Source organism: Ramlibacter tataouinensis (assembly GCF_027941915.1).
GTDB classification, from domain to species: Bacteria; Pseudomonadota; Gammaproteobacteria; order Burkholderiales; family Burkholderiaceae_C; genus Ramlibacter; species Ramlibacter tataouinensis_C.
In genome coordinates this window covers 731,924-753,668 of record NZ_CP116009.1, presented here as the reverse complement: position 1 = coordinate 753,668, position 21,745 = coordinate 731,924, and the positions used below count along the sequence as shown (strand labels likewise).

Annotated in this window: 19 protein-coding genes; 9 read left to right on the top strand and 10 right to left on the bottom strand. The window is 72.6% G+C overall.

The window, feature by feature from the left end; translation table 11 throughout:
- Positions 1-43 precede the first annotated feature (43 nt).
- Complete coding sequence (locus tag PE066_RS03400; protein ID WP_271235159.1) at positions 44-325, bottom strand: PilZ domain-containing protein; 282 nt, start codon at positions 323-325, stop codon at positions 44-46.
- A gap of 228 nt (positions 326-553) precedes the next feature.
- Between PE066_RS03400 and PE066_RS03395 the strand changes: the two genes are divergently transcribed.
- On the top strand, positions 554-1,231 hold the full coding sequence (locus PE066_RS03395; RefSeq protein ID WP_271235158.1) for a response regulator transcription factor: 678 nt from the start codon (positions 554-556) through the stop codon (positions 1,229-1,231).
- A 77-nt stretch (positions 1,232-1,308) separates the two neighbouring features.
- On the opposite strand, the gene PE066_RS03390 is transcribed toward PE066_RS03395, so the two are convergent.
- Positions 1,309-2,157, bottom strand: a complete 849-nt coding sequence (locus PE066_RS03390) for a ChbG/HpnK family deacetylase (protein ID WP_271235157.1) — start codon at positions 2,155-2,157, stop codon at positions 1,309-1,311.
- On the opposite strand from PE066_RS03390, the gene PE066_RS03385 reads away from it, so the two are divergent.
- Entirely contained in the window at positions 2,123-2,572 is a 450-nt protein-coding gene (locus PE066_RS03385) for a GtrA family protein (RefSeq protein WP_271235156.1), read from the top strand. The two genes, PE066_RS03390 and PE066_RS03385, sit on opposite strands and share 35 nt — an antisense overlap.
- Before the next feature lie 5 nt (positions 2,573-2,577).
- Here the strand turns inward: PE066_RS03385 and PE066_RS03380 are convergent, their stop codons facing one another.
- Together PE066_RS03380 and PE066_RS03375 are read right to left on the bottom strand one after the other, a co-directional pair.
- The gene (locus PE066_RS03380) at positions 2,578-4,137 is read right to left on the bottom strand and encodes an ArnT family glycosyltransferase (protein ID WP_271235155.1); all 1,560 of its coding nucleotides are present in this window, start codon (positions 4,135-4,137) and stop codon (positions 2,578-2,580) included.
- Entirely contained in the window at positions 4,134-5,129 is a 996-nt protein-coding gene (locus PE066_RS03375) for a glycosyltransferase family 2 protein (RefSeq protein WP_440480570.1), read from the bottom strand. Before PE066_RS03375 ends, PE066_RS03380 begins: the two co-directional genes overlap by 4 nt.
- A 159-nt stretch (positions 5,130-5,288) precedes the next feature.
- On the opposite strand from PE066_RS03375, the gene PE066_RS03370 reads away from it, so the two are divergent.
- From PE066_RS03370 to PE066_RS03360, 3 genes are all read left to right on the top strand, one after another.
- On the top strand, positions 5,289-7,355 hold the full coding sequence (locus tag PE066_RS03370) for a bifunctional DedA family/phosphatase PAP2 family protein (RefSeq protein ID WP_271235153.1): 2,067 nt from the start codon (positions 5,289-5,291) through the stop codon (positions 7,353-7,355).
- A gap of 109 nt (positions 7,356-7,464) precedes the next feature.
- The gene (locus PE066_RS03365; RefSeq protein ID WP_271235152.1) at positions 7,465-8,361 is read left to right on the top strand and encodes a dienelactone hydrolase family protein; all 897 of its coding nucleotides are present in this window, start codon (positions 7,465-7,467) and stop codon (positions 8,359-8,361) included.
- A 109-nt stretch (positions 8,362-8,470) separates the two neighbouring features.
- Entirely contained in the window at positions 8,471-9,316 is an 846-nt protein-coding gene (locus tag PE066_RS03360; RefSeq protein ID WP_271235151.1) for a ZIP family metal transporter, read from the top strand.
- 109 nt (positions 9,317-9,425) lie between these two features.
- On the opposite strand, the gene PE066_RS03355 is transcribed toward PE066_RS03360, so the two are convergent.
- Positions 9,426-9,659 (bottom strand): hypothetical protein, encoded by a 234-nt coding sequence (locus PE066_RS03355; RefSeq protein ID WP_271235150.1) that lies wholly within the window; start codon positions 9,657-9,659, stop codon positions 9,426-9,428.
- On the opposite strand from PE066_RS03355, the gene PE066_RS03350 reads away from it, so the two are divergent.
- The 4 genes from PE066_RS03350 to PE066_RS03335 all read left to right on the top strand — a co-directional run bounded on the left by PE066_RS03350 (position 9,658) and on the right by PE066_RS03335 (position 12,460).
- Positions 9,658-10,371 (top strand): DUF4142 domain-containing protein, encoded by a 714-nt coding sequence (locus PE066_RS03350; protein ID WP_271235149.1) that lies wholly within the window; start codon positions 9,658-9,660, stop codon positions 10,369-10,371. The genes PE066_RS03355 and PE066_RS03350 overlap by 2 nt on opposite strands.
- Positions 10,372-10,436: 65 nt before the next feature.
- Positions 10,437-10,808, top strand: coding sequence for a cupin domain-containing protein (locus PE066_RS03345; protein ID WP_271235148.1), 372 nt, complete (start codon positions 10,437-10,439; stop codon positions 10,806-10,808).
- A gap of 111 nt (positions 10,809-10,919) precedes the next feature.
- Positions 10,920-11,636, top strand: coding sequence for a DUF4142 domain-containing protein (locus PE066_RS03340; RefSeq protein WP_271235147.1), 717 nt, complete (start codon positions 10,920-10,922; stop codon positions 11,634-11,636).
- Entirely contained in the window at positions 11,633-12,460 is an 828-nt protein-coding gene (locus PE066_RS03335) for a hypothetical protein (RefSeq protein WP_271235146.1), read from the top strand. Before PE066_RS03340 ends, PE066_RS03335 begins: the two co-directional genes overlap by 4 nt.
- Before the next feature lie 4 nt (positions 12,461-12,464).
- On the opposite strand, the gene PE066_RS03330 is transcribed toward PE066_RS03335, so the two are convergent.
- The 5 genes from PE066_RS03330 to PE066_RS03310 all read right to left on the bottom strand — a co-directional run bounded on the left by PE066_RS03330 (position 12,465) and on the right by PE066_RS03310 (position 21,744).
- The gene (locus PE066_RS03330) at positions 12,465-13,001 is read right to left on the bottom strand and encodes a DUF4019 domain-containing protein (RefSeq protein WP_271235145.1); all 537 of its coding nucleotides are present in this window, start codon (positions 12,999-13,001) and stop codon (positions 12,465-12,467) included.
- Between the two features lie 68 nt (positions 13,002-13,069).
- Positions 13,070-16,717, bottom strand: coding sequence for a hydantoinase B/oxoprolinase family protein (locus tag PE066_RS03325; RefSeq protein WP_271235144.1), 3,648 nt, complete (start codon positions 16,715-16,717; stop codon positions 13,070-13,072).
- Positions 16,718-16,763: 46 nt separating this feature from the next.
- Positions 16,764-18,182, bottom strand: a complete 1,419-nt coding sequence (locus PE066_RS03320; RefSeq protein ID WP_271235143.1) for an AAA family ATPase — start codon at positions 18,180-18,182, stop codon at positions 16,764-16,766.
- A complete protein-coding gene (locus PE066_RS03315; protein WP_271235142.1) occupies positions 18,179-19,372 on the bottom strand; it encodes an efflux RND transporter periplasmic adaptor subunit in 1,194 nt (397 codons plus the stop codon). The genes PE066_RS03320 and PE066_RS03315 overlap by 4 nt, the downstream gene beginning before the upstream one ends.
- Before the next feature lie 5 nt (positions 19,373-19,377).
- On the bottom strand, positions 19,378-21,744 hold the full coding sequence (locus PE066_RS03310; RefSeq protein WP_271235141.1) for an ABC transporter permease: 2,367 nt from the start codon (positions 21,742-21,744) through the stop codon (positions 19,378-19,380).
- Position 21,745: the final 1 nt, after the last annotated feature.

Below are 21,745 nucleotides of genomic sequence, written 5' to 3'. Positions count from 1 at the left end.
GCCGGCCGGGCACTGCAGCGTTGCGCTGCGGCGATCGAGCTGATCAGTTGAGTGCGACGAGCCGCGGCCGGTGCAGGCGGATGGCAACGCCGACGTGACCGATGCCCGGCTCGATGCGCACCACTTCGCCCACCGCGTCGAACTTCAGCCTGACCTGCGGAACGGCGAATTCGAAGGACAGCCACTCGGCCACGGCCGAGCCCCGTGGCACGTACAGGAACAAACCGTGCTCGCTGATGTCGCGCGTCATGGCCGTGCCGTCGCCCGCCAGGGTGATCGGCAGGGACAGGGGCTCACGCGGGCTCGCGCGGCGTTCGGGGAACATGCAACACAGTGTGGTTGGCGCGGCTGCGCACCACATGGGGCAAACGACTGATTCCATCGCGGGTTTGTCATGGAAAAGGGCATGACAAGGGCGTTCGCGCAGCCCCGCGCCGCGGACCCAACCGTCCCATCTGCATCTGCAAATGCTGCAAGCGGATGCAAGATCGGGGGCTTGGGCGGTCGCCGTTCGTAGGATGCGTCGCACGAACAACCAACGCCTGGTTCGACGATGAATGCACTCCAGTCCGATTCGATCAAGGTCTTCGTGGTGGCCCCGGCCATGCTCTGCTGGGGCCTGGAGAGGCTGGTGCAGACCGCGCACCCTCGCTTCGAGCTGACGGGAACGTCCGCCACGCTGGCGCAGGCCCAGCAGATCCTCGAGCGCTCGCCGGCCGATGTGCTGCTGCTGGACATGGATGGCGGCTATGGCGTGGACATGCTGGCCGAGCTGCACCTGCCGCCGCAGTTGCGCCTGGTGCTGCTCACGTCCTCGCAGGACCAGGCCATGCTCGATCGCGCGGTGGTCTGCGGCGCGCGCGGCGTGGTGCGCAAGAGCGATCCGCCCGCAGCGCTGCTCAAGGCGCTGGAGAAGGTGCACGAGGGCGAGCTGTGGATCGACCGCAGCGCGGCCGGCCGCATCTTCATGGAGATGGCCCGGCAGAACGCGGCCCACGCCAACGACCCCGAGCGGCTGAAGATCGCATCGCTGACGGCACGCGAGCGCCAGACCATCGTCGCCATCGCGAGCGACGCCGCCGCCCCCGGCAAGGTGATCGCCAGCCGCCTGTGCATCAGCGAGCACACCCTGCGCAACCACCTCAGCTCCATCTACGGCAAGCTGGGGCTGCAGAACCGCCTGGACCTGTACGCCTACGCAACCCGGCACAGCCTGAACAAGGCGGCTTGAGCCAGCCGCCCGGAACGCAGCGCCGGCTTCGGGCTCGATGGACCGCTGGCGTTCTGCGGCCGGCAGGCCCGCCCGGCTCAGGGCGGGTGCCCTCGACCCGGCAGCGCAAGGATGCGGCTCATCGGCCGCAAACGGATGCCGCTCGCTTCCAGCAGCTCCCCGATCGCGGGGCTGGCGAGCACGGCGTACTCGGCTGCGCGCGCGACCGCGACCGGGTCCTGCGCGTCGGTCCCCAGTCCCGGGTGGCACATCAGGAGGTCGCCCTGGCGTGCCTGCTGCAGCCAGCCCCGCAGGAGAGCCGCATAGCGCTGCTCGCCGCCAGTGAAGTCGTAGACGCCGAGCAGCCGGCCGTTCTGCCGGTAGCCGCTGCGCTCGCAGGCCGCGGCCAGCGGACCCGCGCCGAGCGCTTCGATGAGCCGCGGCTTCCAGTCGAATGCTCCGGCGCGGGCGTGTCGCGTGGAGCGCAGCCAGGGCGATCGGCCGTACCGGCGCGCCTGCAGCGCGAGCAGCAGCTGCTGCCGGATCACCGGGAGCTGGTGCACGTGCTGGTGGCCATCGACGAAGGCGGGCGGGCGTCCCATGGCCTGCTCGAAGGCGTCGAGCTGGGCATGGATCTCCGCGGCCACGGCTGCTGCGTCCAGGCGGCCGAGCGAGCTGTCGGCGATCAGGGCGGGCAAGGGTCGCGCGGGTCGGTGCAGCAGCGGCGCTTCCGTGAAGTCGAGGTGCAGTCCGGCGTCCAAGCGGTCCGCCGCCACGTCGCGCAGGTGCGCCGACCCGCTGGCCCAGGCCGGTGCGCCGACCAGGCAGCCGACGGCGTGCACACGCTCCCGATGGACCAGCCTTAGGACGGCTTCGTTGATGCCCGCGCGCTGCCCGAAGTCATCGGCACAGATGCAGATGCTGCACGCGCGGCTATGCTCGGCCATGGCTCGTGATTCCTTGCCCACGCCTGGCGAGTTCGTCCGGATCGGACGCTTCGTCCTGGTGGGAACCGCGGCCGCGGCGGTGCACTGGATGATGGTGGTGGCCCTGGTCGGTCGATTCGGCTGGCAGCCCCTGGTCGCGAACGTGGCCGGCTGGGCGGCGGCGTTCACGGTCTCGTTCGCGGGCCATCACCTGCTGACCTTCCGCGGGCACGGCACCGCCTGGCTGGCGTCCGCGAGGCGATTCCTTCTCATCTCCTCGGCAGGGTTCGCCACCAACGAAGCGGCGTATGCGGTCCTGCTGCGCTGGACTTCCGGCCGCTACGACGTGCTGCTGCTGATCGTGCTCGTCATGGTCGCCGGCGCCACCTACTTGCTCAGCCGGCGCTGGGCGTTCGCCGGCGCGCCAGGCGGTTGAGGCACTCAGTCGGCGGGTGCTGCGCGACATGCGCCGCCCTCCGGCAGTCCGCGCGCGGGCTCGACACGCCACAGCGCCACGCCGCGCTGCCGCGCGACCAGCCGCCCCTGGGCCAGCAGGCGGTAGCGCTCGTGGGCCTGTTCGTCGGCCACCACCCAGGCGGCCGGAACCGTGCACAGGTGCTGCATGGCGGCATCCGGAGTCAACAGCAGGCCCGCCGCACGCCCCCGGTCGAACCGGCCCGCATCGGCCAGCTCCCTTTTCCAGTCGTCCTGTTGGCGGACTTCGGGACTGTCCCAGGCCTCGACCACCGCGACCGGCTGGCGCAGGCCTGCGTAGAACGGAACATCGTAGGCATACCGGTTCAGCATCAGCACCGGCTCGCCCGGCTCCCGATGCAGGCGCAAGGCGCTTCCCAGCTCGCGCGAGGTGCGAGGCGAGTGCCCGACGTAGGCGACGGCACCGAAGCAAACCGCCGCGGCCATCCAGCAGCTGGCCTGCCAGGCCATGCGCTGGGCCACCGAAGGGCGCTGCAACCCGGCAAAGGCGCTGGCGGCCAGGTAGGCCAGGGGTGGCACGGCCGGCAGCACATAGCCGGGCAGCTTGGACGCCGGCAGCGAGAAGAACAGGATCACCAGCACGACCCAGAGCCCGGCCAGCAGTGTCACGGGGTTCGCCAGGGCCTGGCTGCGCCGCGCCAGCAGCTGCCGTGCGGACCGGTAGAGCCAGGGCAGCCAGGGGATGCTGAACAGCGCGAGCACGGCCGGGAAGAACCAGGGTGGTTGCACATTGTTGAATCCGCCGGCGGCATAGCGTTCGAAGTGCTGGACCACGAAGAAGTACTGCAGGAACTCCGGAAAGCGTTGCTGCATGGCCAGGAACCAGGGCGCGGCGATGCCCAGGAACAGCACGACGCCGGGCCACCAGAGCAGGTGCCGCAACGTTCGCCACCGGCCGCGGACCACGAGCCACACGCCGACCACCAGCGCCGGGATCACCACGCCGATCAGCCCCTTGGCCAGCACGCCCAGGCCGGCGAATAGCCAGGCGAGCGCCACGAACTCGGGGACCGGGCGGTCCTGCTCGAAGCCCAGCGCCGCGTGCGCCAGGCAGGTAATGGCGACCGTGATGCAGCCGGCCACCAGCATGTCGAGATTGGCGAACTGGGCGCCGGCGTACAGCATCGGCTGCAAGGCCAGCGCCAGCACCGTCAGCCGGGCCACGCGCAGGCCCTGCCACCGCCTGACGAAGAGGTACATCGAGAAGGCGGCCAGCCAGCCGCCCAGCAGCGGGGCGGCGCGCGCCGCCCATTCGCTGTTCCCGAAGACCGACAGGGAGGCCGCGGTGATCCAGTAGAACAGCGGCGGCTTGTGGAAGTACGGCAGGCCGTTGAGGGTCGGCACGGCCCAGTCGCCCGAGCGCAGCATCTCCCAGGCCACGCCCACGTAGCGGCCCTCGTCGGGAAGCTGCAGGGGGCGCATCCACGCGGTGGCGCCCAGCCACGCGACAAGGACCAGGGCGACCCCGATCGCTTCGCGGGCGGCCGGGCCGGGCTGGCCCCTCATGGGCGAGGTCCGCCCAGGCCGCGGCCGGCCTGCCGGCGCACCACGAACAGCGGCCGGGCCTTGACCTCCTCGAACACCCGCCCGACGTACTCGCCGACCACGCCCAGCGAGACGAGCTGGATGCCGGCGACGAACATCAGGCTCACCACGATGGTGGTCCACCCGCTCACCACATGGCCGTGCAGCAGGTACGCCACGATCAGGTAGCTGCCATAGAGGAAGGCGAGCAGGGCCAGGGCGAAGCCGAGGATGCTGACGGCCCGCAGCGGCCAGGTCGTGAACGCCGTCAGCCCGTCGAGCGACAGGCGCACCAGCCGCAGCGCGCCGAAGTGGCTGGTTCCATGGGCGCGCGGCGGCGGCATGTAGGGCATGGGCACGGCGTCGAAACCGACCCAGGCGTACAGGCCCTTCATGAAGCGGTTGCGCTCGGGCAGCGCCAGCAGGGCGTCGACCGCCTTGCGGTCCATCAGGCGGAAGTCCCCGGCGCCGGCCGGCACGTCGAAGCGATCGGCTCCGTTGAGCAGCCAGTAGAAGCAGCTCGTCCCGAGCCGCTTGAACCGGCTCTCGTCCTCGCGGCTGGCGCGCACGGCGTACACGATGTCCGCCCCCTCGGCCCAGCGCTGCAGGAAGCCGGGCAGCAGCTGCGGAGGATGCTGCAGGTCGGCGTCCATGATGACGACCACTTCCCCGGCCGCTGCCTCCAGCCCGGCCGTCAGCGCGGCCTCCTTGCCGAAATGGCGCGACAGCTCGATCAGGCGGAATCCGGGCCGCTGCGTCCACAGGGCGAGCAGGTCGGAGGTGCTGTCGGTGCTGCCGTCATCGACGAGGACCACTTCCCATTCCGGCGCGAGCCCGGCCAGGACCTGCTGGAGTTGCGGCAGCAGTTCGCGCAGGTTGCTGGCCTCGTTGCGGCAAGGGATGACGCAGGAGATGCTGGGGCGCCCGCTCCTTCGTTGCCCGTGGCCACTGCCCGTGGCAACAGGCAAGGCCATCTTCCCGAGGTCGGACCCGGGCCCGCGCGCACGGCGCCGGGCCCGCAAGCGGGTACCCTCATTCAGATCGGCCACGTCGGTCATGCAGCGCCTGCCCAAGCTGTTGCGTACGGCCAAGTCTGCGCAAGCCAGACTTAATTGGGGCTTAAGCAACACGGCGTGACACTCTTCACCTTTGGTGGCCCGGGTGCCGGGCCGCGCGCCGACGTGCAACAACTGCTCGCCCTGTCCGCCGACCATCCGCATGTCGCGCTGGCCGTCGTCGCCCTGGTCGCGTTCGCCGAGTCGCTGGCGATCGTCGGCACGGTGGTCCCGGCCGCGATCGTGATGTTCGCCGCCGGTGCGCTGGTGGCGCACGGGGCGATCGACTTGTGGGCCACGCTGCTGCTCGCTGCCGGCGGCGCGACGCTGGGGGACGGCCTGAGCTATGAGCTCGGCCGCAGCCAGGGCCCGCGCCTGCGCGAGTGGCCCTTGATGCGGCGGCAGGAGGCCGCCCTGGCCCGGTCGCGCGGCGTGATCCAGCGCCACGGCGGCAAGAGCGTGGTGCTGGCGCGCTTCATGGGCCCGGTGCGCGCGTTCGTCCCGCTGCTGGCCGGCATGTTGCACATGCCGAGGCGGCGCTTCTACCTGATGAACGTCGGCTCCGCGCTGCTGTGGGCGCCCGTGCACATCCTGCCGGGCGTGGTCTTCGGCAACTCGCTGAAGGTGGCCGAGGCGGTCGGCGGACGCCTGCTGGTCCTCATGCTGCTGCTCGCCGCGGCGATCTGGCTGGCGGTGGCGCTGACCCGGGCCGTGGTCCGGTTCGTCGCGCCTTGGCTGAGGCACGTGCGGGACGCCGCGCTGCGCCGCGCACGCCACCGGCGCGGCGCGGTCGCACGGGCCGTCGTCGCGATGCTCGATCCGGCGCGCCCGGGCTCGCAGAGCCTGCTGGCGGGTACCTTGCTGCTGCTGGGCGCGGGCGGGGTCCTGCTCGGGGCGGTGGAGAACGTGGTCGCCGGCGAGCCCCTGGTGCAGGTGGACCTGGCCGTCTTCAACTTCCTGCAGGGACTGCGTACCGACAGCGTCGACCGGCTGATGGTGGTCGTCTCGGAGTTCGGCAGCCTGGGCGTGTTGCTGCCGCTCGTGGCCGTCGTCCTGGCCTGGATGCTGCGGCGTGGCCATCGCCGCACCGCGGCCTACTGGGTGGCCGCGGCCCTGTTCGGCGAGGCGGCCGTGCAGTTGCTCAAGCTGACGCTGGGCCGCACGCGGCCCCTGGAGCTGTACGAGGGGATGCAGCGGTTCTCGTTTCCCAGCGGCCATGCGACGGTCAGCACCGTCGTGCTGGGCCTGCTGGCGTTCTTCCTGGCGCGCGGGCAGTCCCTGCGGATCCGGCTCGCGCTGGGTGGCACGGCCGCGGCGCTGGTGGCGCTGATCGCCTTCTCCCGCCTCTACCTGGGGGCGCACTGGCTGTCGGACGCCGTCGGCGGCATCAGCCTGGGCGCGGCGTGGCTGGCGCTGGTGGCCACCGTCTACACGCAGCGCCGCATCCGGGAATTGCAGGCGCCGCGGCAGCTGATGGCGCTGGCGCTGGCCAGCTACCTGGCGTTCGGCGCCGGCTGGACCGCGCTGCGGCTGACGCACGACCTCGCCCGCTACGGCGGCCGGGCGGAAGGCACGACGATGGCGCTGGCGGACTGGCTCGCGGGCGACTGGCAGCAGCTGCCGTCGCGCCGGCGCGAAGCCGCCGGGGAGCTGGCCGAGCCCTTCGCCGTGCAGTGGGCCTGCCGCGAGGACCGGCTGCGCGCGGTGCTGGAGTCGGCGGGCTGGCGATCCTCGCCGGGCTGGAACCTGGCTTCCAGCCTGGCCCTGCTGGCCCCCAGCCCGGACTGGGAGGGCCTGCCGGTGCTGCCGCGCCTGGACCAGGGCCGCATCTCCGGCCTGGTCCATGTGCGCGCGGACCCCGCGGCGAGCGGGGGACGCGACGTGCTCCGGCTGTGGCGTTCCGGGGTCGACCTGCAGCGGCCCGGCGCGCCACCCGTTCCGCTGTGGTACGGCACGGTCTACGTCGACCAGCGGGCCGGGCGCCATCGCCGGCTGGGTCCGATCGGCGCCTTGCGGCCCGAGGGCATGCGACCGCAGGAGGCCGCGCAACGGCTGGCGACCTTGCAAGGCGTCGTCGGCCGCCCTGGACGGGCTGCGGATCGCCAGGTGCTGCTGTTGCAGTGCGCGCCGGCGCCGGGCTCCTGAAGCGCGCTCCGGCCAAGCCCTTTGGCCCCGCTCGGGCAAGACGCCCGCCGGGCTTCGCCCCTATAGTCAGCTGCGCATTCCGACCCCCAACCACCCAAGGAGACGCTTGATGCTGCGAGAGGATTTCCGGAACGACTTCGATGCCCTGCTGCCGGCCGGCGCTGGCGGCCAGGCCGGTCCCAGCCGGCGCACCGCGCTCAAGGTGCTGGGCGCCGGCTATGCCGCCGCGGCCGGTGCGGCCATGGCGCAGACGGCGATCAGGACGCCGGCCGACGGCCTGGTGGCCGGCGAGATCAGCTACGAGGTGGGCGGCTTCAAGGTGCCGGCCTACCGCGCCGCGCCGGCCGGCAAGACCGGGCTGCCGGTGGTGCTGGTGATCCAGGAGATCTTCGGCGTGCACGAGTACATCGCCGACACCGCGCGTCGGTTCGCCAGGGCCGGCTACCTGGCGATCGCGCCCGAGCTGTACGCGCGCCAGGGCGAGCCGGGCAGCTACAGCGAAGTCGGCAAGCTGCTGGCGGAGGTCGTGTCCAAGGTGCCCGACGCGCAGGTGCTGGCCGACCTGGACGGCGCCCTCAAGTGGGCGGCCGCCCAAGGCGGCGACGCGGGCAAGGCCGGCATCACCGGCTTCTGCTGGGGCGGGCGCATCACCTGGCTGTACGCGGCCCACGCGCCGGTCAAGGCCGGCGTCGCCTGGTACGGCCGGCTGGTCGGCAACAGCACCGAGCTGACCCCGAAGCACCCGGTGGACCTGGCGGGCAGCCTGAAGGCGCCGGTGCTGGGCCTGTACGGCGCCGCCGACTCCGGCATCCCGCTTGACACGGTTGATAAGATGAAAGCGGCCCTGGCGGGTGGTTCGCCGGCGGCCAAGGCGTCGCAGTTCGTGGTGTATCCCGATGCGCCGCATGCCTTCCACGCCGACTACCGCCCCAGCTACCGGGCCCAGCCGGCACAGGACGGCTGGAATCGCGCATTGGACTGGTTCAAGGCGCACGGCGTGGCCTGAGGGCCGCGGAACGGAAAGACCGGAAGAAGCCGCCGCCGGGCGGCTTTCTTGTGTTTGGGATGAAAGAAGAATGCGCCGGCCCCGCGAAAGGCGGAGCGGCGCCACGCAAATGACCCTGATTGCAATCCTTGCCGCCACGCTGGCGGCCGGCATCGGCAGCGTGTGGCTGGCCGCGGCCCTGATGGGCCTGGGGCTGCTGCCCCGCGCGCAGCGCGAGGGCCCGGCCGTCGGCGCGCAGCACCTGCTCAGCCTGGCGGCCGGCGCGCTGCTGGCCACCGCCTTCATGCACCTGCTGCCGGAGGCCTTCGAGAGCGGCGCGCACGCGCAGGCGCTGTTCGGCACGCTGCTGGTCAGCGTGGTGTTCTTCTTCCTGCTGGACAAGGCCGAGTTGTGGCACCACGGGCATGAACATGGCAAAGCGGGCGACCCCGCCGGTCAGGCCCACGCCCATTCGCACGCGCATGGCCACTCGCACTCGCACGGGCACGGCCACGACGGCGCGCGCTCGGGCGGCTGGGCCGTGCTGGCCGGCGACAGCGTGCACTGCTTCGGCGACGGCGTGCTGATCGCATCGGCCTTCGTGGCCGACCTGCGGCTCGGGCTGGTGGCGGCGCTGGCGGTGCTGGCGCACGAGGTGCCGCACCACATCGGCGACCTGGCGGTGCTGCGCATGACCAGCGGCAGCCGCCGCGCGGCCCTGGTCAAGGTGTCGCTGGCCGGCGCCGTCACGCCGCTGGGCGGACTGGTCGGCTGGTGGGTGATCGGCCGGCTCGACCACCTGCTGCCGTACCTGCTGGTGGTGGCCGCCAGCAGCTTCGTCTATGTCGCCCTGGCCGACCTGATCCCGCAACTGCAAAAGCGGGTCGGCGCACGCGAGACGGTGGCCCAGGTGCTGTGGCTGGCGCTGGGCATGGGCCTGGTGGCGGCGGTGAGCGCCGCGGCGCACACGCACTGACGACCCCGTCCGGGCCTTGCGGCCCGCGCCTCGGTGCCCGGTCCGTCCAAGGCCGGGCAGTCCTACACATGCCTCGCGCTTGTCCGACAGGTCGCGTGCCGGTCGCGTCCTAAGGTCCTTTGCGTGCGGCGCCGCTGGGCGGCCGCTCGCAAGCGGCCGGCAGCGCCGAATCGCGCACCGGCGGCAGCCGGGGCAGCAGCGGCACGTCGTCCACCGGCGGCAGCACTTCCGGCGGCTCCAGTTCGCAAGGCGGCCGGAAGTAGCCGCTGAACATCGCCACGGGTGCGGCGCCGGAGCCGGTCGCCGCGCATTTCCATCCCTCGACCTCAGGAGATATCCACATGGCCAAACCCCTGCAGTTTTCCGCCATCGCGGTCGCGATGGCCTTTTCGCTGGGCGGCGCGCACGCCCAGTCGACGGCACCGTCCACCTCGTCCGGCGACTCCTCGGCACGCACCGCCCCTGCTGCCCAGCCGGGCACCGGCACTCGCAATACCGAGAGCAAGAAGGACGACAAGGTCGCGCGCGGCGACCGCAAGTTCATCCAGGAAGCGGCCGAGAGCGGCATGGCCGAGGTCCAGGCCGCCAAGCTGGCCAGCGCCAAGGCGAGCGATCCCGAGGTCAAGAAGTTCGCCGAGATGCTGGTCGAGCAGCACACCAGGAGCAACGAGGAACTGGCCCAGCTGGCCAAGTCCAAGGCCATCGAGCTGCCGGCGACCGCGCCGCGAGCCCAGCGCAAGGAAGTGGAGGACCTGGGCAAGAAGACCGGCGCCGAGTTCGACCGCCAGTTCGTGCGCGAGGTCGGCATCAAGGACCACGAGAAGGACATCAAGAAGTTCCAGAACGCCAGCAAGGACGTGAAGGACCCGGAACTGAAGGCGTACGTGACCAAGACCCTGCCGGTGCTGCAGGAGCACCTGGCGCAGGCCAAGCAGCTGCCGCAGGCCGGCGGCGAGAAGATGGGCGGCAGCGCTGCCGGCGACACCGCCCGGATGGGAGCCGGCGGCAGCGGCAAGTCATCGGCGCCGGCTGCGGGCAGCGGGTCCAGGTACTGACAGCCGCCGCCGGCGCCCGGCCGGCGGCCACCCCGTTTCGTGACGTCTTCACAGGAGAGGAGCCCATGCCCCAACTCAACGTCAACATCCGCCAGCTCGCGCAGGAGAACAAGGATTTCCGGCGCGAGATCCTGACCAACGAGCACAGCCAGCTCGTCCTCATGAGCGTCGGGCCGGGCGAGGACATCGGCGAGGAAACCCATGACGTGGACCAGACCCTCGCCTTCGTCGAAGGCGAGGGCGAGGCCATCCTCGACGGCCGCAAGTCGCGGATCGAAGCCGGCTCGCTGGTGGTGGTCCCGGCCGGCACGCGCCACAACTTCGTCAACACCGGCAGCCAGCCGCTCAAGCTCTACACCATCTACAGCCCGCCGGAAGAAGCGCCCGGCACGCTGCATCGCACCAAGGCCGACGCGCTGAAGGCCGAGGAGGGATAGTTCGAGGCGCGCCGGCAACGGCGGCAGCCGCCCACGCCTGCCCAAGAAGCCTTATCCTGACCCCCGCTTAAGCGGGCCGGCGACGAAGTTGCTGCCGGCAGGGAGCAGGTGGTGGCGTCGAGAAGGTGGCTGTGGGGATTGGCGGGCGCGGCCGTCGCGTTGTGGCTGGCGCGAGCCGTGCGGGCGCAGGTGCCGGCGGCACCGGCCGACGGGGTGCGCGCGCCGCCGGTTGGCGAGGCCCCGCCGGCGAGCGGCGCCAGGCCGGTTCGCCGGGCCGCCGCCGGCGGCTACGCCGCCGAGGCGGTCCGCACGCTCACGCCGCTGCCGCCGCACGAGCGCGAGGCGCGCTACTGGTTGCGGATGGCGGCGCTGGCCGCGCAGGTCGAGTCCGAGGCCAGCCGGCTGGCCGCCACCCGGGCCGAGTCGCCGGCCGTGCGCACGCTGGCGGCCGAACTGCTGGAGCAGCATGAATCCGGCCGGCTGGAACTGATGCACCTGCTGCACGCGCGCGAGATGGCGCCGCCGCTGATGGACACGGCGCAGCGCAAGGCCCTGCAGCGGCTGGCGCGCGCGACGGGGCGGGGCTTCGATCGACAGTTCGTCGAGCTGGTCGGCAGCGCGTCCCGCCGCGACGAGTGGCTTCAGTTCGGCCGGGCTGCGCCGGCCCTGGGCGATCCGCTGCTGCAGGCCTGGGTCGAGCGCCAGCTGCCCGGCCTGCGCCGGCAGCACGCCGCGGCCGAGCGCCTGCTGGCGGCATCGTCGCCGCCGCATCGACGGTCGGTGTCCACGGTCCCGGCCGACCGGTCGTCCGGTGCACGCCAGCCATGAAGTGCCGGCATGCGCTGCTGCGGGGGGTGCCGGCCGTCGCGCTGGCGCTGGCGGGCTGCGGCGGCGGCATCAGCATCGGTTTCGGCTTCTTCGACGACAACGGCGTCTTCGACGAGCCGCGCAGCGACGGCCTGCACCTGCCGCGCGGCGAGCCGGGCCTGGGCGCCAGCGTGCTGGCGCTGGCCCTGTTCGACAGCCTGGCCGGCACCGAGCGCCTGATGGCCGCGGCCGGTGCCCACGCGCAGCTGGGCGGGCCGGCCGGAACCGCGGCCGAGCAGCCGTGTGCCGCCGGCAGCATCGCCACCCGCAAGACGGCGCCCAACCGGTTCGTGCTGGACGCGCGCCGTTGCCAGCTGGTGGCGGGCGACCCGCTGGTCTACGACGGCAGCTGGATCTTCACCATCCAGTCCAGCGGTTACGCGGCCGATGGCCGTTGCCCGGCCGGCAGCGCCTGCGTGCTCGCAGCGGCGCTGGATACCGCCACCGCCCGCTTCGGCTATGGCACGCCGGCCCTGCGTGCCACCGGCGACGCCTGGCGGCAGGAGACCGGCACCGATGGGGTGCTGCAGGTGCAGGCGCAAGCGGCCGGCGCAACCACCTTCCTCGATGGCGTCGGCTTCCGGCCGGTGGGCACCACCGCGTCGCTGGTGGCCGACGAATTCAGCCTGTCCGGCGACAGCGTGCGGCGGACGGTGACGGTCACCGCGCCGATCCGGGCGGCCATCAGCACCGACAGCACCCGCCTGGTGTCGGCCATCGACGACGACGGCGACGGGATCGCCGACCGGACCCTGGTCGTGCCCTGGGGCTGGATCGTCGACTGAAGGCTCAGCGGGTGGAGTAGCCCGTCACGCGCCAGCGGCCGTCGGGCTCGCGCACCGTGGTCACCACCTCCTCGACCTCGCGCTGGGCGAACTTGCTCAGGAAGATGACGCTGACGTACTCGCCGGGCGGCAGCCCCTCGACGCGCTGCTTGTAGGCCACGGTGGCGGGCGTGCGCTCCTGCAGGGCGCCGAGGTCGGCCCGCACCTTGGGCGCGCCGTCCATCCAGTTGGCCAGCGGCACGCTCTTGCGGAAGGCCGCGGCCGAGGATTCCCAGGCCGTGCCCCAGTCGCGCCGGTCGAGCAGGGTCAGCCAGCCGGCGGCGGCGACGCGGCCGGCCGTTTCCTTTTCCTCGACGTCGCTGGAGGCCGCGGCCTGGGGCGCCGAGGCGGCCTGCAATGGCGCGGCCGCGGGTGCGCGGCCGGTCGACGCGCCCAGGCCCGGCGCGGCGGACGGGCCGGGTACCTTCAGTTGCGCGGCGGCGGGAAGGGCGATCGCCAGGCCCAGCAGGGCGGCGGCGAGGGCAGGGGAGCAACGGGTCATGTTCGCAAGGGTTGCGTGTCGGATGGCAGCCAGTCTAGCCGCAGGACGCGGCTCGGCTGTCGCGCCGTTCAGTCCGGTGCGCCGAAGCCGCCGCCACCCGGCGTGTGGATCTCGAAGATGTCGCCGGGCGCCATTGGCGCCGAGCCGATGTGGCCCAGCTCTTCGACGCGGCCGTCCTGGCGCACCACGCGGTTGATGCCGACCTGCCCGGGCTGGCCGCCGGCCATGCCGAAGGCCGGCACCCGGCGGCCGTTGGACAGGATGCTGGCGGTCATCGGCTCGAGGAAGCGCACGCGGCGGATGCCGCCGTCCCCGCCGTGCCAGCGGCCGGCGCCGCCGGAACCGTGGCGGATGGCGTAGCTCTCCAGCCGCACCGGGAAGCGGAACTCCAGCACCTCGGGGTCGGTCAGGCGCGAGTTGGTCATGTGCGTCTGCACGACGCTGGTGCCGTCGAAGCCGCCGATGAGGCGCCCCTGCCCGTCGAACATGCCGCCGGCGCCGGAGCCGCCGGAGATGGTCTCGTAGTACTGGTGGCGCTCGTTGCCGAAGGTGAAGTTGCTCATCGTGCAGGGCCCGGACGCCATCACGCCCAGGGCGCCGAACAGCGCGTTGGTGATGCAGGTCGAGGTCTCGACGTTGCCGGCCACCACCGACGCCGGCGGATCGGGGTTGAGCATCGAGCCGGGCGGGATGATCACCTTCAGCGGCTTGAGGCAGCCCGCGTTGAGCGGGATGTCGTCGTCCACCAGCGTGCGGAACACGTACAGCACCGCCGCCATGCACACCGCGGTGGGCGCGTTGAAGTTGTTGGTCTGCTGCGGCGAGGTGCCGCTGAAGTCGATCTCGGCGCTGCGGTCGGCCGCGTTCACGCGGATCGCCACCTGGATCTGCGCGCCGTTGTCCAGCGGCAGCGTGAAGCGGCCGTCCTTCAGCCGCGTGATCACGCGGCGCACCGATTCCTCGGCGTTGTCCTGCACGTGGCGCATGTAGGCCTGCACCACGTCCAGCCCGAACTGCTCGACCATGCGGCGCAGCTCCTGCACGCCCTTCTCGTTGGCCGCGATCTGCGCCTTCAGGTCGGCCAGGTTCTGCTCGGGGTTGCGGCTCGGGTAGGTGCCGCTGCGCAGCAGCTCGAGCATCTCCTTCTCGCGCAGCACGCCCCGGTCGACCAGCTTGAAGTTGTCGATCTGCACGCCCTCTTCCTCGATGCGGGTCGAGAACGGCGGCATCGAGCCCGGTGTCGTGCCGCCGATGTCCGCGTGGTGCCCGCGCGAGCCGACATAGAAATGGGGGGCAGATACGAATTCCCCCGGCTGCGCTTCCAGGTAGACCGGCGTGATCACCGTCACGTCCGGCAGGTGCGTGCCGCCGTGGTAGGGGTCGTTCAGCACGAACACGTCGCCCGGCGCCATGCTGCCCGCGTTCTCGCGGATCACGGTCTTGATGCTCTCGCCCATGCTGCCCAGGTGCACCGGCATGTGCGGGGCATTGGCGATCAGGTTGCCCTCGGCGTCGAACAGCGCGCAGGAGAAGTCCAGCCGCTCCTTGATGTTGACCGAGTAGGCGGTGTTCTGCAGCTGCAGCCCCATCTGCTCGGCGATGTTCATGAACAGGTTGTTGAACACCTCCAGCAGCACCGGGTCGACGTGGGTGCCGGCGGCGAAGCGGCTCTCGCGCGGCACGCGCCGCTCCAGCAGGATGTGGTCCAGCCCGGTGATGCGGGCCTCCCAGCCGGGCTCGACCACGGTGGTGGCGTTCTTTTCCGCAATGATCGCCGGGCCGGGGATCGCGTCGCCGGGCCGCAGGTCCTCGCGCACCACCAGCGCGGCGTCGTGCCACTGCGCGCCCGAGTACATGCGCACCGTCTCGCGCCGCGGCAGCTCGCGCTCCGGCTGCAGTTCGTGGCGCTGCTCGGCCGGCGCGCCGCCGGCGACCACCGCTTCCACCGACACCGCCTCGACCACCAGCGCCTTGCCCTGCATCAGGAAGGAGAAGCGCTGGCGGTAGGCCGCCTCGAAGGCGGCGACGATGGCCGCGAGGTCGCCGTGCGGCACCACCAGCGCCGAATCGGTGCCCTGGTAGCGTACGTGCACGCGCGGCGCGATGCGCACCTCGCCGGCGCCGACGCCCTGCTTCTCCAGCTCGGTTCGGGCGGCATCGGCCAGCGCCTGCAAGGTCTCGTTCACCCGCGGCAGCGACGCCGCATCCAGCGGCAGCTCCACTGCCTGCTCGCGGATCACGTTCTGGTCGGCCAGCCCCATGCCGTAGGCCGACAGCACGCCGGCCAGCGGGTGCACCAGCACGCGCGGCATGCCCAGCGCATCGGCCACCCCGCAGGCGTGCTGGCCGCCGGCGCCGCCGAAGCACTGCAGGGTGTAGCGCGTCACGTCGTAGCCGCGCGCCACCGAGATCTTCTTGATCGCATTGGCCATCTGCTGCACGGCGATGGCGATGAAGCCCTCGGCCACGTCCTCGGCGCTGCGGCCGATGGTGGCCGCGAGCTGGGCGAATTTCTCCGCAGCCGCTGCGTGGCTGAGCGGCTCGTCGGCGCCGTGGCCGAACACCTGCGGGAAGTAGCGCGGCTGGATCTTGCCGACCATCACGTTGGCGTCGGTGACGGCCAGCGGGCCGCCCCGGCGATAACACGCCGGCCCGGGATTCGCCCCGGCGCTCTGCGGGCCGACGCGCAGGCGCGAGCCGTCGAACGCCAGGAGCGAGCCGCCGCCCGCCGCCACCGTGTGGATGCTCATCATCGGCGCGCGCATCCGCACCCCGGCCACCTGGGTCTCGAACTCGCGCTCGAACTCGCCGGCGAAGTGCGACACGTCGGTGGAGGTGCCGCCCATGTCGAAGCCGATCACCCGAGGCTGGCCGGCCAGCTGGGCCGTGCGCGCCATGCCGACGATGCCGCCGGCCGGCCCGGACAGGATCGCGTCCTTGCCCTGGAACGCATGGGCGTCGGCCAGCCCGCCGGACGACTGCATGAAGAACAGCCGGACGCCCGGCATCTCGGCCGCGACCTGCTCGACGTAGCGGCGCAGGATGGGCGACAGGTAGGCGTCGACCACGGTGGTGTCGCCGCGGCTGACGAACTTCATCATCGGGCTGGTGCCGTGCGAGGTGCTGACCTGGGTGAAGCCGGCCTCGCGCGCCAGCCGCCCGGCCGCGGCCTCGTGCGCGGTGAAGCGCCAGCCGTGCAGGAACACGATGGCGACGCTGCGCAGGCCGTCGGCGTGGGCGGCGGCCAGCTGTTCGCGCAGGTGCGCTTCGTCCAGCGACTCCAGCACCTCGCCCTGCGCGCCGACGCGCTCGTGCGCCTCGATCACCCGGCTGTACAGCAGCTCGGGCAGCACGATCTGGCGATCGAACAGGCGCGGGCGGTTCTGGTAGGCGATGCGCAGCGCGTCCCGGAAACCGCGCGTGGTGACCAGCAGCGTCGGCTCGCCCTTGCGCTCCAGCAGCGCGTTGGTGGCGACCGTGGTGCCCATCTTCACGCTCTCCACCCGCTCGGGGCCGATCGGCTGGCCGGCCTCCAGGCCCAGCAGGTGGCGGATGCCGGCGACGGCGGCGTCGCGGTACTGCTCGGGGTTGTCCGACAGCAGCTTGTGCGTGAGCAGCGAGCCGTCGGGACGGCGCGCCACGATGTCGGTGAAGGTGCCGCCGCGGTCGATCCAGAACTGCCAGCGGGCGGGGCGGGGGGAGGAGGTGGAGTTCATGTCGGTGAAGGCTGCAGCTGCACTGTATCGTCCCCGGCTGCGCTCCTCACGCGGGTTCCACCCTGACCAGCTCCTCCGCCCCCAGCGGCTCGGCGGCCGGTGTCAGACGTGCCAGCACGGATTCGTCGGCTTCGGAGGCATCGCCGCGTCGCTCGCGCAGCCGCTGGCGCAGCACCTCGGGCGGCGCCTCGCACGCCAGGATGCTGAACGGCGCACCGAGTTCCTTGGCCAGCGCGCGGGCCCGGTCGCGCTCGGCGCGGCGCAGGAAGGCGGCGTCGAGCACCACGGGCAGGCCGGCGGTTAGCGCCGTGCGCGCCAGCGTGAACAGCCGCTCGTAGGTGCGGGCGCCCATGTCGGCGGTGTACAGGTCCAGCCCCGCCGCGCGCGAGTCGTCCAGCATGCCCAGCCCGGCCAGGCGCTTGCGCTCCACGTCCGAGCGCAGGCGGATGGCGCCGTGCCGCTCTAGCCATTGCTGCGAGCGCCAGGTCTTGCCCGAGCCGGGCAGGCCGAAGGTGATGGCCAGCCTCGGGGTGGGCAGCGTCGTCCAGGAGCGCGCGGCCTCCACGTAGGCCCGTGCCTGCGGGGCGTCGGCGCGCAGGGCATGGGCCTGCGCCCGCACCAGCGCGCGGTAGGCGCAGGCGAAGGGCAGCGCGGGCAGCCCGTCGTGGTCGCCGGTCGCATCCAGCCAGTGGTTCAGCAGGCGAAAGGCGAAGGCCCGGTGGCCGGCAGCGGCGAAGTCCATCACCGCGAAGGCGATGTCGTCCAGCACGTCGATCCAGCGCAGCGCGGGGTCGAACTCGATGCCGTCGAAGGCGGCCACGCCGCCGTCCAGCCGCACCAGGTTGGCCAGGTGCAGGTCGCCATGGCCCTCGCGCACGCGCCCGGCCGCGAGCCGCGCCGCCCACAGGGGCTGCAGTTCTGCCGCCCGCGCCTGCAGCCAGCCGTGCAGGTCCGACAGGTCCGCCTGCAGCGCGGTGGCGGCGCCGGCGCAGGCGGCCAGTGCGAGATCGCGCCGCCCCTCGGGTGTACCGAAGCCGTCCTGCGACCCCGCGATCGGCGCCTGCGTATGGAAATCCGCCAGCAGGGCGGCCAGCTCGTCGACCTCGGCGGCCTGCAGGGCGCCGGCCGGCAGCAGTTCGGAAAACAGCATCCCGTCGGCGAACCGCCGCATGCGCAGCGCGTAGTCCAGTGCCGGGCCGTCGCCGCCCAGGCGCGGCTGTGCCGCGGTGCCGGTGATCGGCACGACGTCCCGGTACAGGCCGGGCGCCAGCCGCCGGTTCAGCCGCAATTCCTCCTCGCAGCAGTGGCGCCGCGCGGCCAGGCTGCCGTAGTCGACGAAGGGCAGGGTGACGGGCTTCTTGATCTTCAGCGCCGTGTCGCCAGCCAGCAGCACCCAGGAGATGTGGGTCTCGATCAGCCGGGCGCCGAGCCGGGCCGCCAGCGCCTGCACCCAGGCGGCGGTCACGGCTGGCGCACCGCGACGCGGCTGCCTTCGCGCAGCGTGGCCGCCGGGTACAGGATGACCTGCTGCTGCGCCACCAGGCCGGCCTCGATCCAGGCCATGCTGCCGTTGCGTCCGCCCACGTCCACCGGCTGCAGCTTGGCGCGGCCGTCCTCCAGCCGGTACACGGCGAAGCCTTCGCCGTTGGGGAACAACGCGCCCACCGGCACCTGCAGCGCGTCGGGCGCGGAACCGGTGATCACGCGCACCGTCACGCGAAAGCCGTCGCCCAGCCGCTGCCACTCGGGCGGCGGCTCCACCGGGTCGATCAGCACCTTGACGCGCTGCTCCTCGATGCCCAGCGCCGACACCTTGGTGAAGGCGGCCGGCTCGACCCGGCGCACCCGGCCTTCCAGCGGCGGCCCGCCCCAGCGCTCGATCGCAACGCGGGTGCCGGGCTTGGCCTGCACCGCGTCGGTGGTCAGCAGGTCGGCGACCACTTCCATCTGCTTCGGGTCGCCCACGTCCAGCAAGGCGGTGCCGGGGGCGACGGTCGCTTCGCTCTGCAGCGGCAGCCGCAGCACCACGCCGGCCACCGGCGAGCGCACCGCCAGCGGCTCGCCGGTGGCGGTGCCGGGGCGCGCCGGCTGCAGCATCGCCGCCGCCTGGGCGCGCTCGTGGGTCGCGACTTCGCGCTCGGCGCGCGCCGCCTCCAGTTCGCGCTGCGCCGCGCCGACCGCCAGCCGCGAGCTGTCCAGGCGTGAAGCGGAGACGTAGCCGTCGGCGGCCAGGCGCTCGTCGCGCTGCAGGTTCAGGCGCGATTCCTCCAGCGCGATGCGCCCGCGCTCGACCCGTGCCGCCGCGCGCTCGACGCCGGCCGAGGCGGCGCGCAGCCTTGCCGCGGCCTCGCGCGCACTGCGCTCGTCCACCATCGACGACATGACCGGCGTCAGCACCGCCACCACGTCGCCGGCGGCCACCGCATCGCCCTCGCGCAGGGTGCTGCGCGCCACCCGCGCGGCCACCGGCGCCGAGATCGTGTAGCGGTCGCGCAGCCGGGTCTGGCCGTCCTCCTCGATCCATTGCTCGAACGGCGCCTGGCGTGCCGTCGCGACCTCTACCGCCGCCGGCCGCGGCGCAAAGGCCCAGGCCAGCGCACCGACCGCCAGTGCCAGCCCGATCCCCCACCAGAGCGTCGTCCGGTTCAGTTTCATCGCCTTCACTCCCTCGTCTTGAGCGCGGCCACCATGTCGAGCCGGTCCACCCGCCGCCGCACCACCAGCGCGCTGGCGGCGCCGGACGCCAGGATGCAGATCGCCGCCCAGGCGTAGGTGCGCGGGCGGATCACCACCGGGAACAGGAACTGGTCGGTCTGCAGCAAGCCGACCAGCAGGTGGGTCAGCCCCCAGCCGAGCAGCATGCCGATCGGCAGGGCGATGGCAATGCCCAGCGCGAGCTCGCCCAGCAGCAGCAACGATGCCTCGGCCCGCGTGAAGCCCAGCACGCGCAGGCTGGCCAGTTCCCAGCTGCGCTCGGCCAGTGCGATGCGGGCGTTGTTGTAGACCACGCCGACCGCGATCACGGCCGCGAACGTCGTGAGGATGGTGCTCATGATCAGGATGTTGCGCGCGGTGACCTGTTCCATGTTGCGCTGCATGCTGGCCTTGCTGAACGCCCCGGCCACGCCGCGGATCTCCTGCGTGGCCTGCAGCACCTGTGGCGTGCGGCCCGGTTCGATGCCCAGCGTGAACTCGGAGGCGACGTCGCCTTCGCCCAGCAGCCGGTTGAGCGCGCGCCGCTCCAGCCAGGCATTGAGGCCCATCATGTCGCGCACGGTGCGCTCGACCACGACTTCGCGCACGGGGCGTCGGCCCTCGCGGAATTCCACGGTGACCGTGTCGCCCGGCCGCAACCCGAGCTTGGCGGCCAGCCGGTCGCCCATCAGCAGGCCGTCGAGCGGGATCGGCACCGAGCGGCGGTCGACGTCGATCACCCGCTGCAGCCGGCTGTCGGCGGGGCGCCCCTGGATCACGCCGGTCTCGCTGCGGTGGCCCTTGAGGAAGCGCACTTCCACCCGCCGGCCCGCCTCCACCTGCTGCACGCCGGGAATGCGGGCGAAAGCCCGTGCCTCCCCCGCCGGCACCGGGTCGACGGTCCAGACGGCGACGTCGCCGCGCATGCCCAGGTTGAAGTTGGCGTCGACGATCACCTCGATCGCGTCGCGGAAGAAGTTGCCCAGCACCACGATCGCCACTGCGAAGGCGATGCCGCCGACGGTGACGGCGGTGCGCAGCGGGCGCCGCTCGATGTTGCGCAGGATCATGCGCAGGGCCGGTCCGGTGCGCAGCCGCGGCAGCCGCTCCAGCAGCGAGCGCCGGTACGTGCCGGGCGCCGGCGGCCGCATCGCCTCGGCCGGCTGCAGCCGCACCGTGCTGCCGATCGCCGTGAGCGCGCCGGCGACCGCCGTGAGCGCCACGATGGCCAGGCTGGCGGCCACCAGCCCCGGCGGCACCGCGTGCACCAGTACGGGAAAGCGGAACACCTCGGTGTACAGGCCCATGAGCTGCACGCCCATCCACTTGCCGGCCGCCAGCCCGAGCAGGAAGCCGGCGCCGACCATGGGCGCGACCAGCTTGAGGTAGTGCAGGGCGATCGAGCGGTCGCGGTAGCCCAGCGCCTTGAGCGCCGCCACCTGCTCGCGCTGGGTGGCCACCAGCCGCGCCGTGACCACGTGCAGCAGGAAGGCCGCCACGCCCAGGAAGATCGCCGGCAGCAGGGTGCCGATCACCTGCTGGCTGCGGATCTCGTTGTCGAGCATTGCTTCCGACGCCTGTTCGGAGCGGGTGCGCGTCAGCAGGCCGCCGTACGGCGCGAGCAGCCGCGTGGCGGCATCCACCACTGCCGGCTGCGAGGCCTGCGGCTCCAGCTTGAGCGCGACCCGGTTGAAGGCGCCTCGCATGTCCAGCGCGGCGGCCAGCTCGTCCTCGTCCAGCCAGAACACGCCGAAGGCGCGCAGGTCGGGCATGCCGAACAGGCCGGCGAACACGTACTCGGGCGACAGCGCCAGCCCGGTGATGCGCAGGCGGCGCATCTTGCCGTTGACCAGTGCCTCGACGTGGTCGCCCGGCCGCAGGCCGCGGGCCAGGGCGAACCCTTCCGAGACCGCCGCCTCCAGCTCGCCCCCGGCGTGCGCGCCCCCCTGCGGAAAGCGCCCGGTGCGCAGGCTCACGAGGTTGAGCCGCTGGGCCTGCCGCGACGGCCGGCCGATGAGGTGGCCGATCACCGGATCGGTGCTGCCGGGCACGGTGACGCGTGCGCCCGACTCCACGGTGGTTTGCACGTCCACCACGCCGGGCAGTCCGCGCAGCCGCTGCGCCAGCGAATCGGGCGCGCGGCGAGCGCTGGCGAACACGTCGGCGAAGCGCGCCGCCGCGTAGAAGCTGTCGCGCGCGGACGCCAGCGAGTCGACCGCCGAGCGCGTGGTGACGAAGCTGGCGACGCCGCTGGCCACCACCAGCGCGATGGTCATCGCCTGGCTCCACAGCAGGCGCAGGTCGCGCAGCACTTTCCGGTCGAGCGCCTTCATG

Coding starts and splice junctions, on each gene's coding strand:
- PE066_RS03400 (WP_271235159.1), bottom strand. CDS start 325: ATGTTCCCCGAACGCCGCGCGAGCCCGCGTGAGCCCCTGTCCCTGCCG.
- PE066_RS03395 (WP_271235158.1), top strand. CDS start 554: ATGAATGCACTCCAGTCCGATTCGATCAAGGTCTTCGTGGTGGCCCCG.
- PE066_RS03385 (WP_271235156.1), top strand. CDS start 2,123: ATGCAGATGCTGCACGCGCGGCTATGCTCGGCCATGGCTCGTGATTCC.
- PE066_RS03390 (WP_271235157.1), bottom strand. CDS start 2,157: ATGGCCGAGCATAGCCGCGCGTGCAGCATCTGCATCTGTGCCGATGAC.
- PE066_RS03380 (WP_271235155.1), bottom strand. CDS start 4,137: ATGAGGGGCCAGCCCGGCCCGGCCGCCCGCGAAGCGATCGGGGTCGCC.
- PE066_RS03375 (WP_440480570.1), bottom strand. CDS start 5,129: ATGGCCTTGCCTGTTGCCACGGGCAGTGGCCACGGGCAACGAAGGAGC.
- PE066_RS03365 (WP_271235152.1), top strand. CDS start 7,465: ATGCTGCGAGAGGATTTCCGGAACGACTTCGATGCCCTGCTGCCGGCC.
- PE066_RS03360 (WP_271235151.1), top strand. CDS start 8,471: ATGACCCTGATTGCAATCCTTGCCGCCACGCTGGCGGCCGGCATCGGC.
- PE066_RS03350 (WP_271235149.1), top strand. CDS start 9,658: ATGGCCAAACCCCTGCAGTTTTCCGCCATCGCGGTCGCGATGGCCTTT.
- PE066_RS03355 (WP_271235150.1), bottom strand. CDS start 9,659: ATGTGGATATCTCCTGAGGTCGAGGGATGGAAATGCGCGGCGACCGGC.
- PE066_RS03345 (WP_271235148.1), top strand. CDS start 10,437: ATGCCCCAACTCAACGTCAACATCCGCCAGCTCGCGCAGGAGAACAAG.
- PE066_RS03335 (WP_271235146.1), top strand. CDS start 11,633: ATGAAGTGCCGGCATGCGCTGCTGCGGGGGGTGCCGGCCGTCGCGCTG.
- PE066_RS03330 (WP_271235145.1), bottom strand. CDS start 13,001: ATGACCCGTTGCTCCCCTGCCCTCGCCGCCGCCCTGCTGGGCCTGGCG.
- PE066_RS03325 (WP_271235144.1), bottom strand. CDS start 16,717: ATGAACTCCACCTCCTCCCCCCGCCCCGCCCGCTGGCAGTTCTGGATC.
- PE066_RS03315 (WP_271235142.1), bottom strand. CDS start 19,372: ATGAAACTGAACCGGACGACGCTCTGGTGGGGGATCGGGCTGGCACTG.
- PE066_RS03310 (WP_271235141.1), bottom strand. CDS start 21,744: ATGAAGGCGCTCGACCGGAAAGTGCTGCGCGACCTGCGCCTGCTGTGG.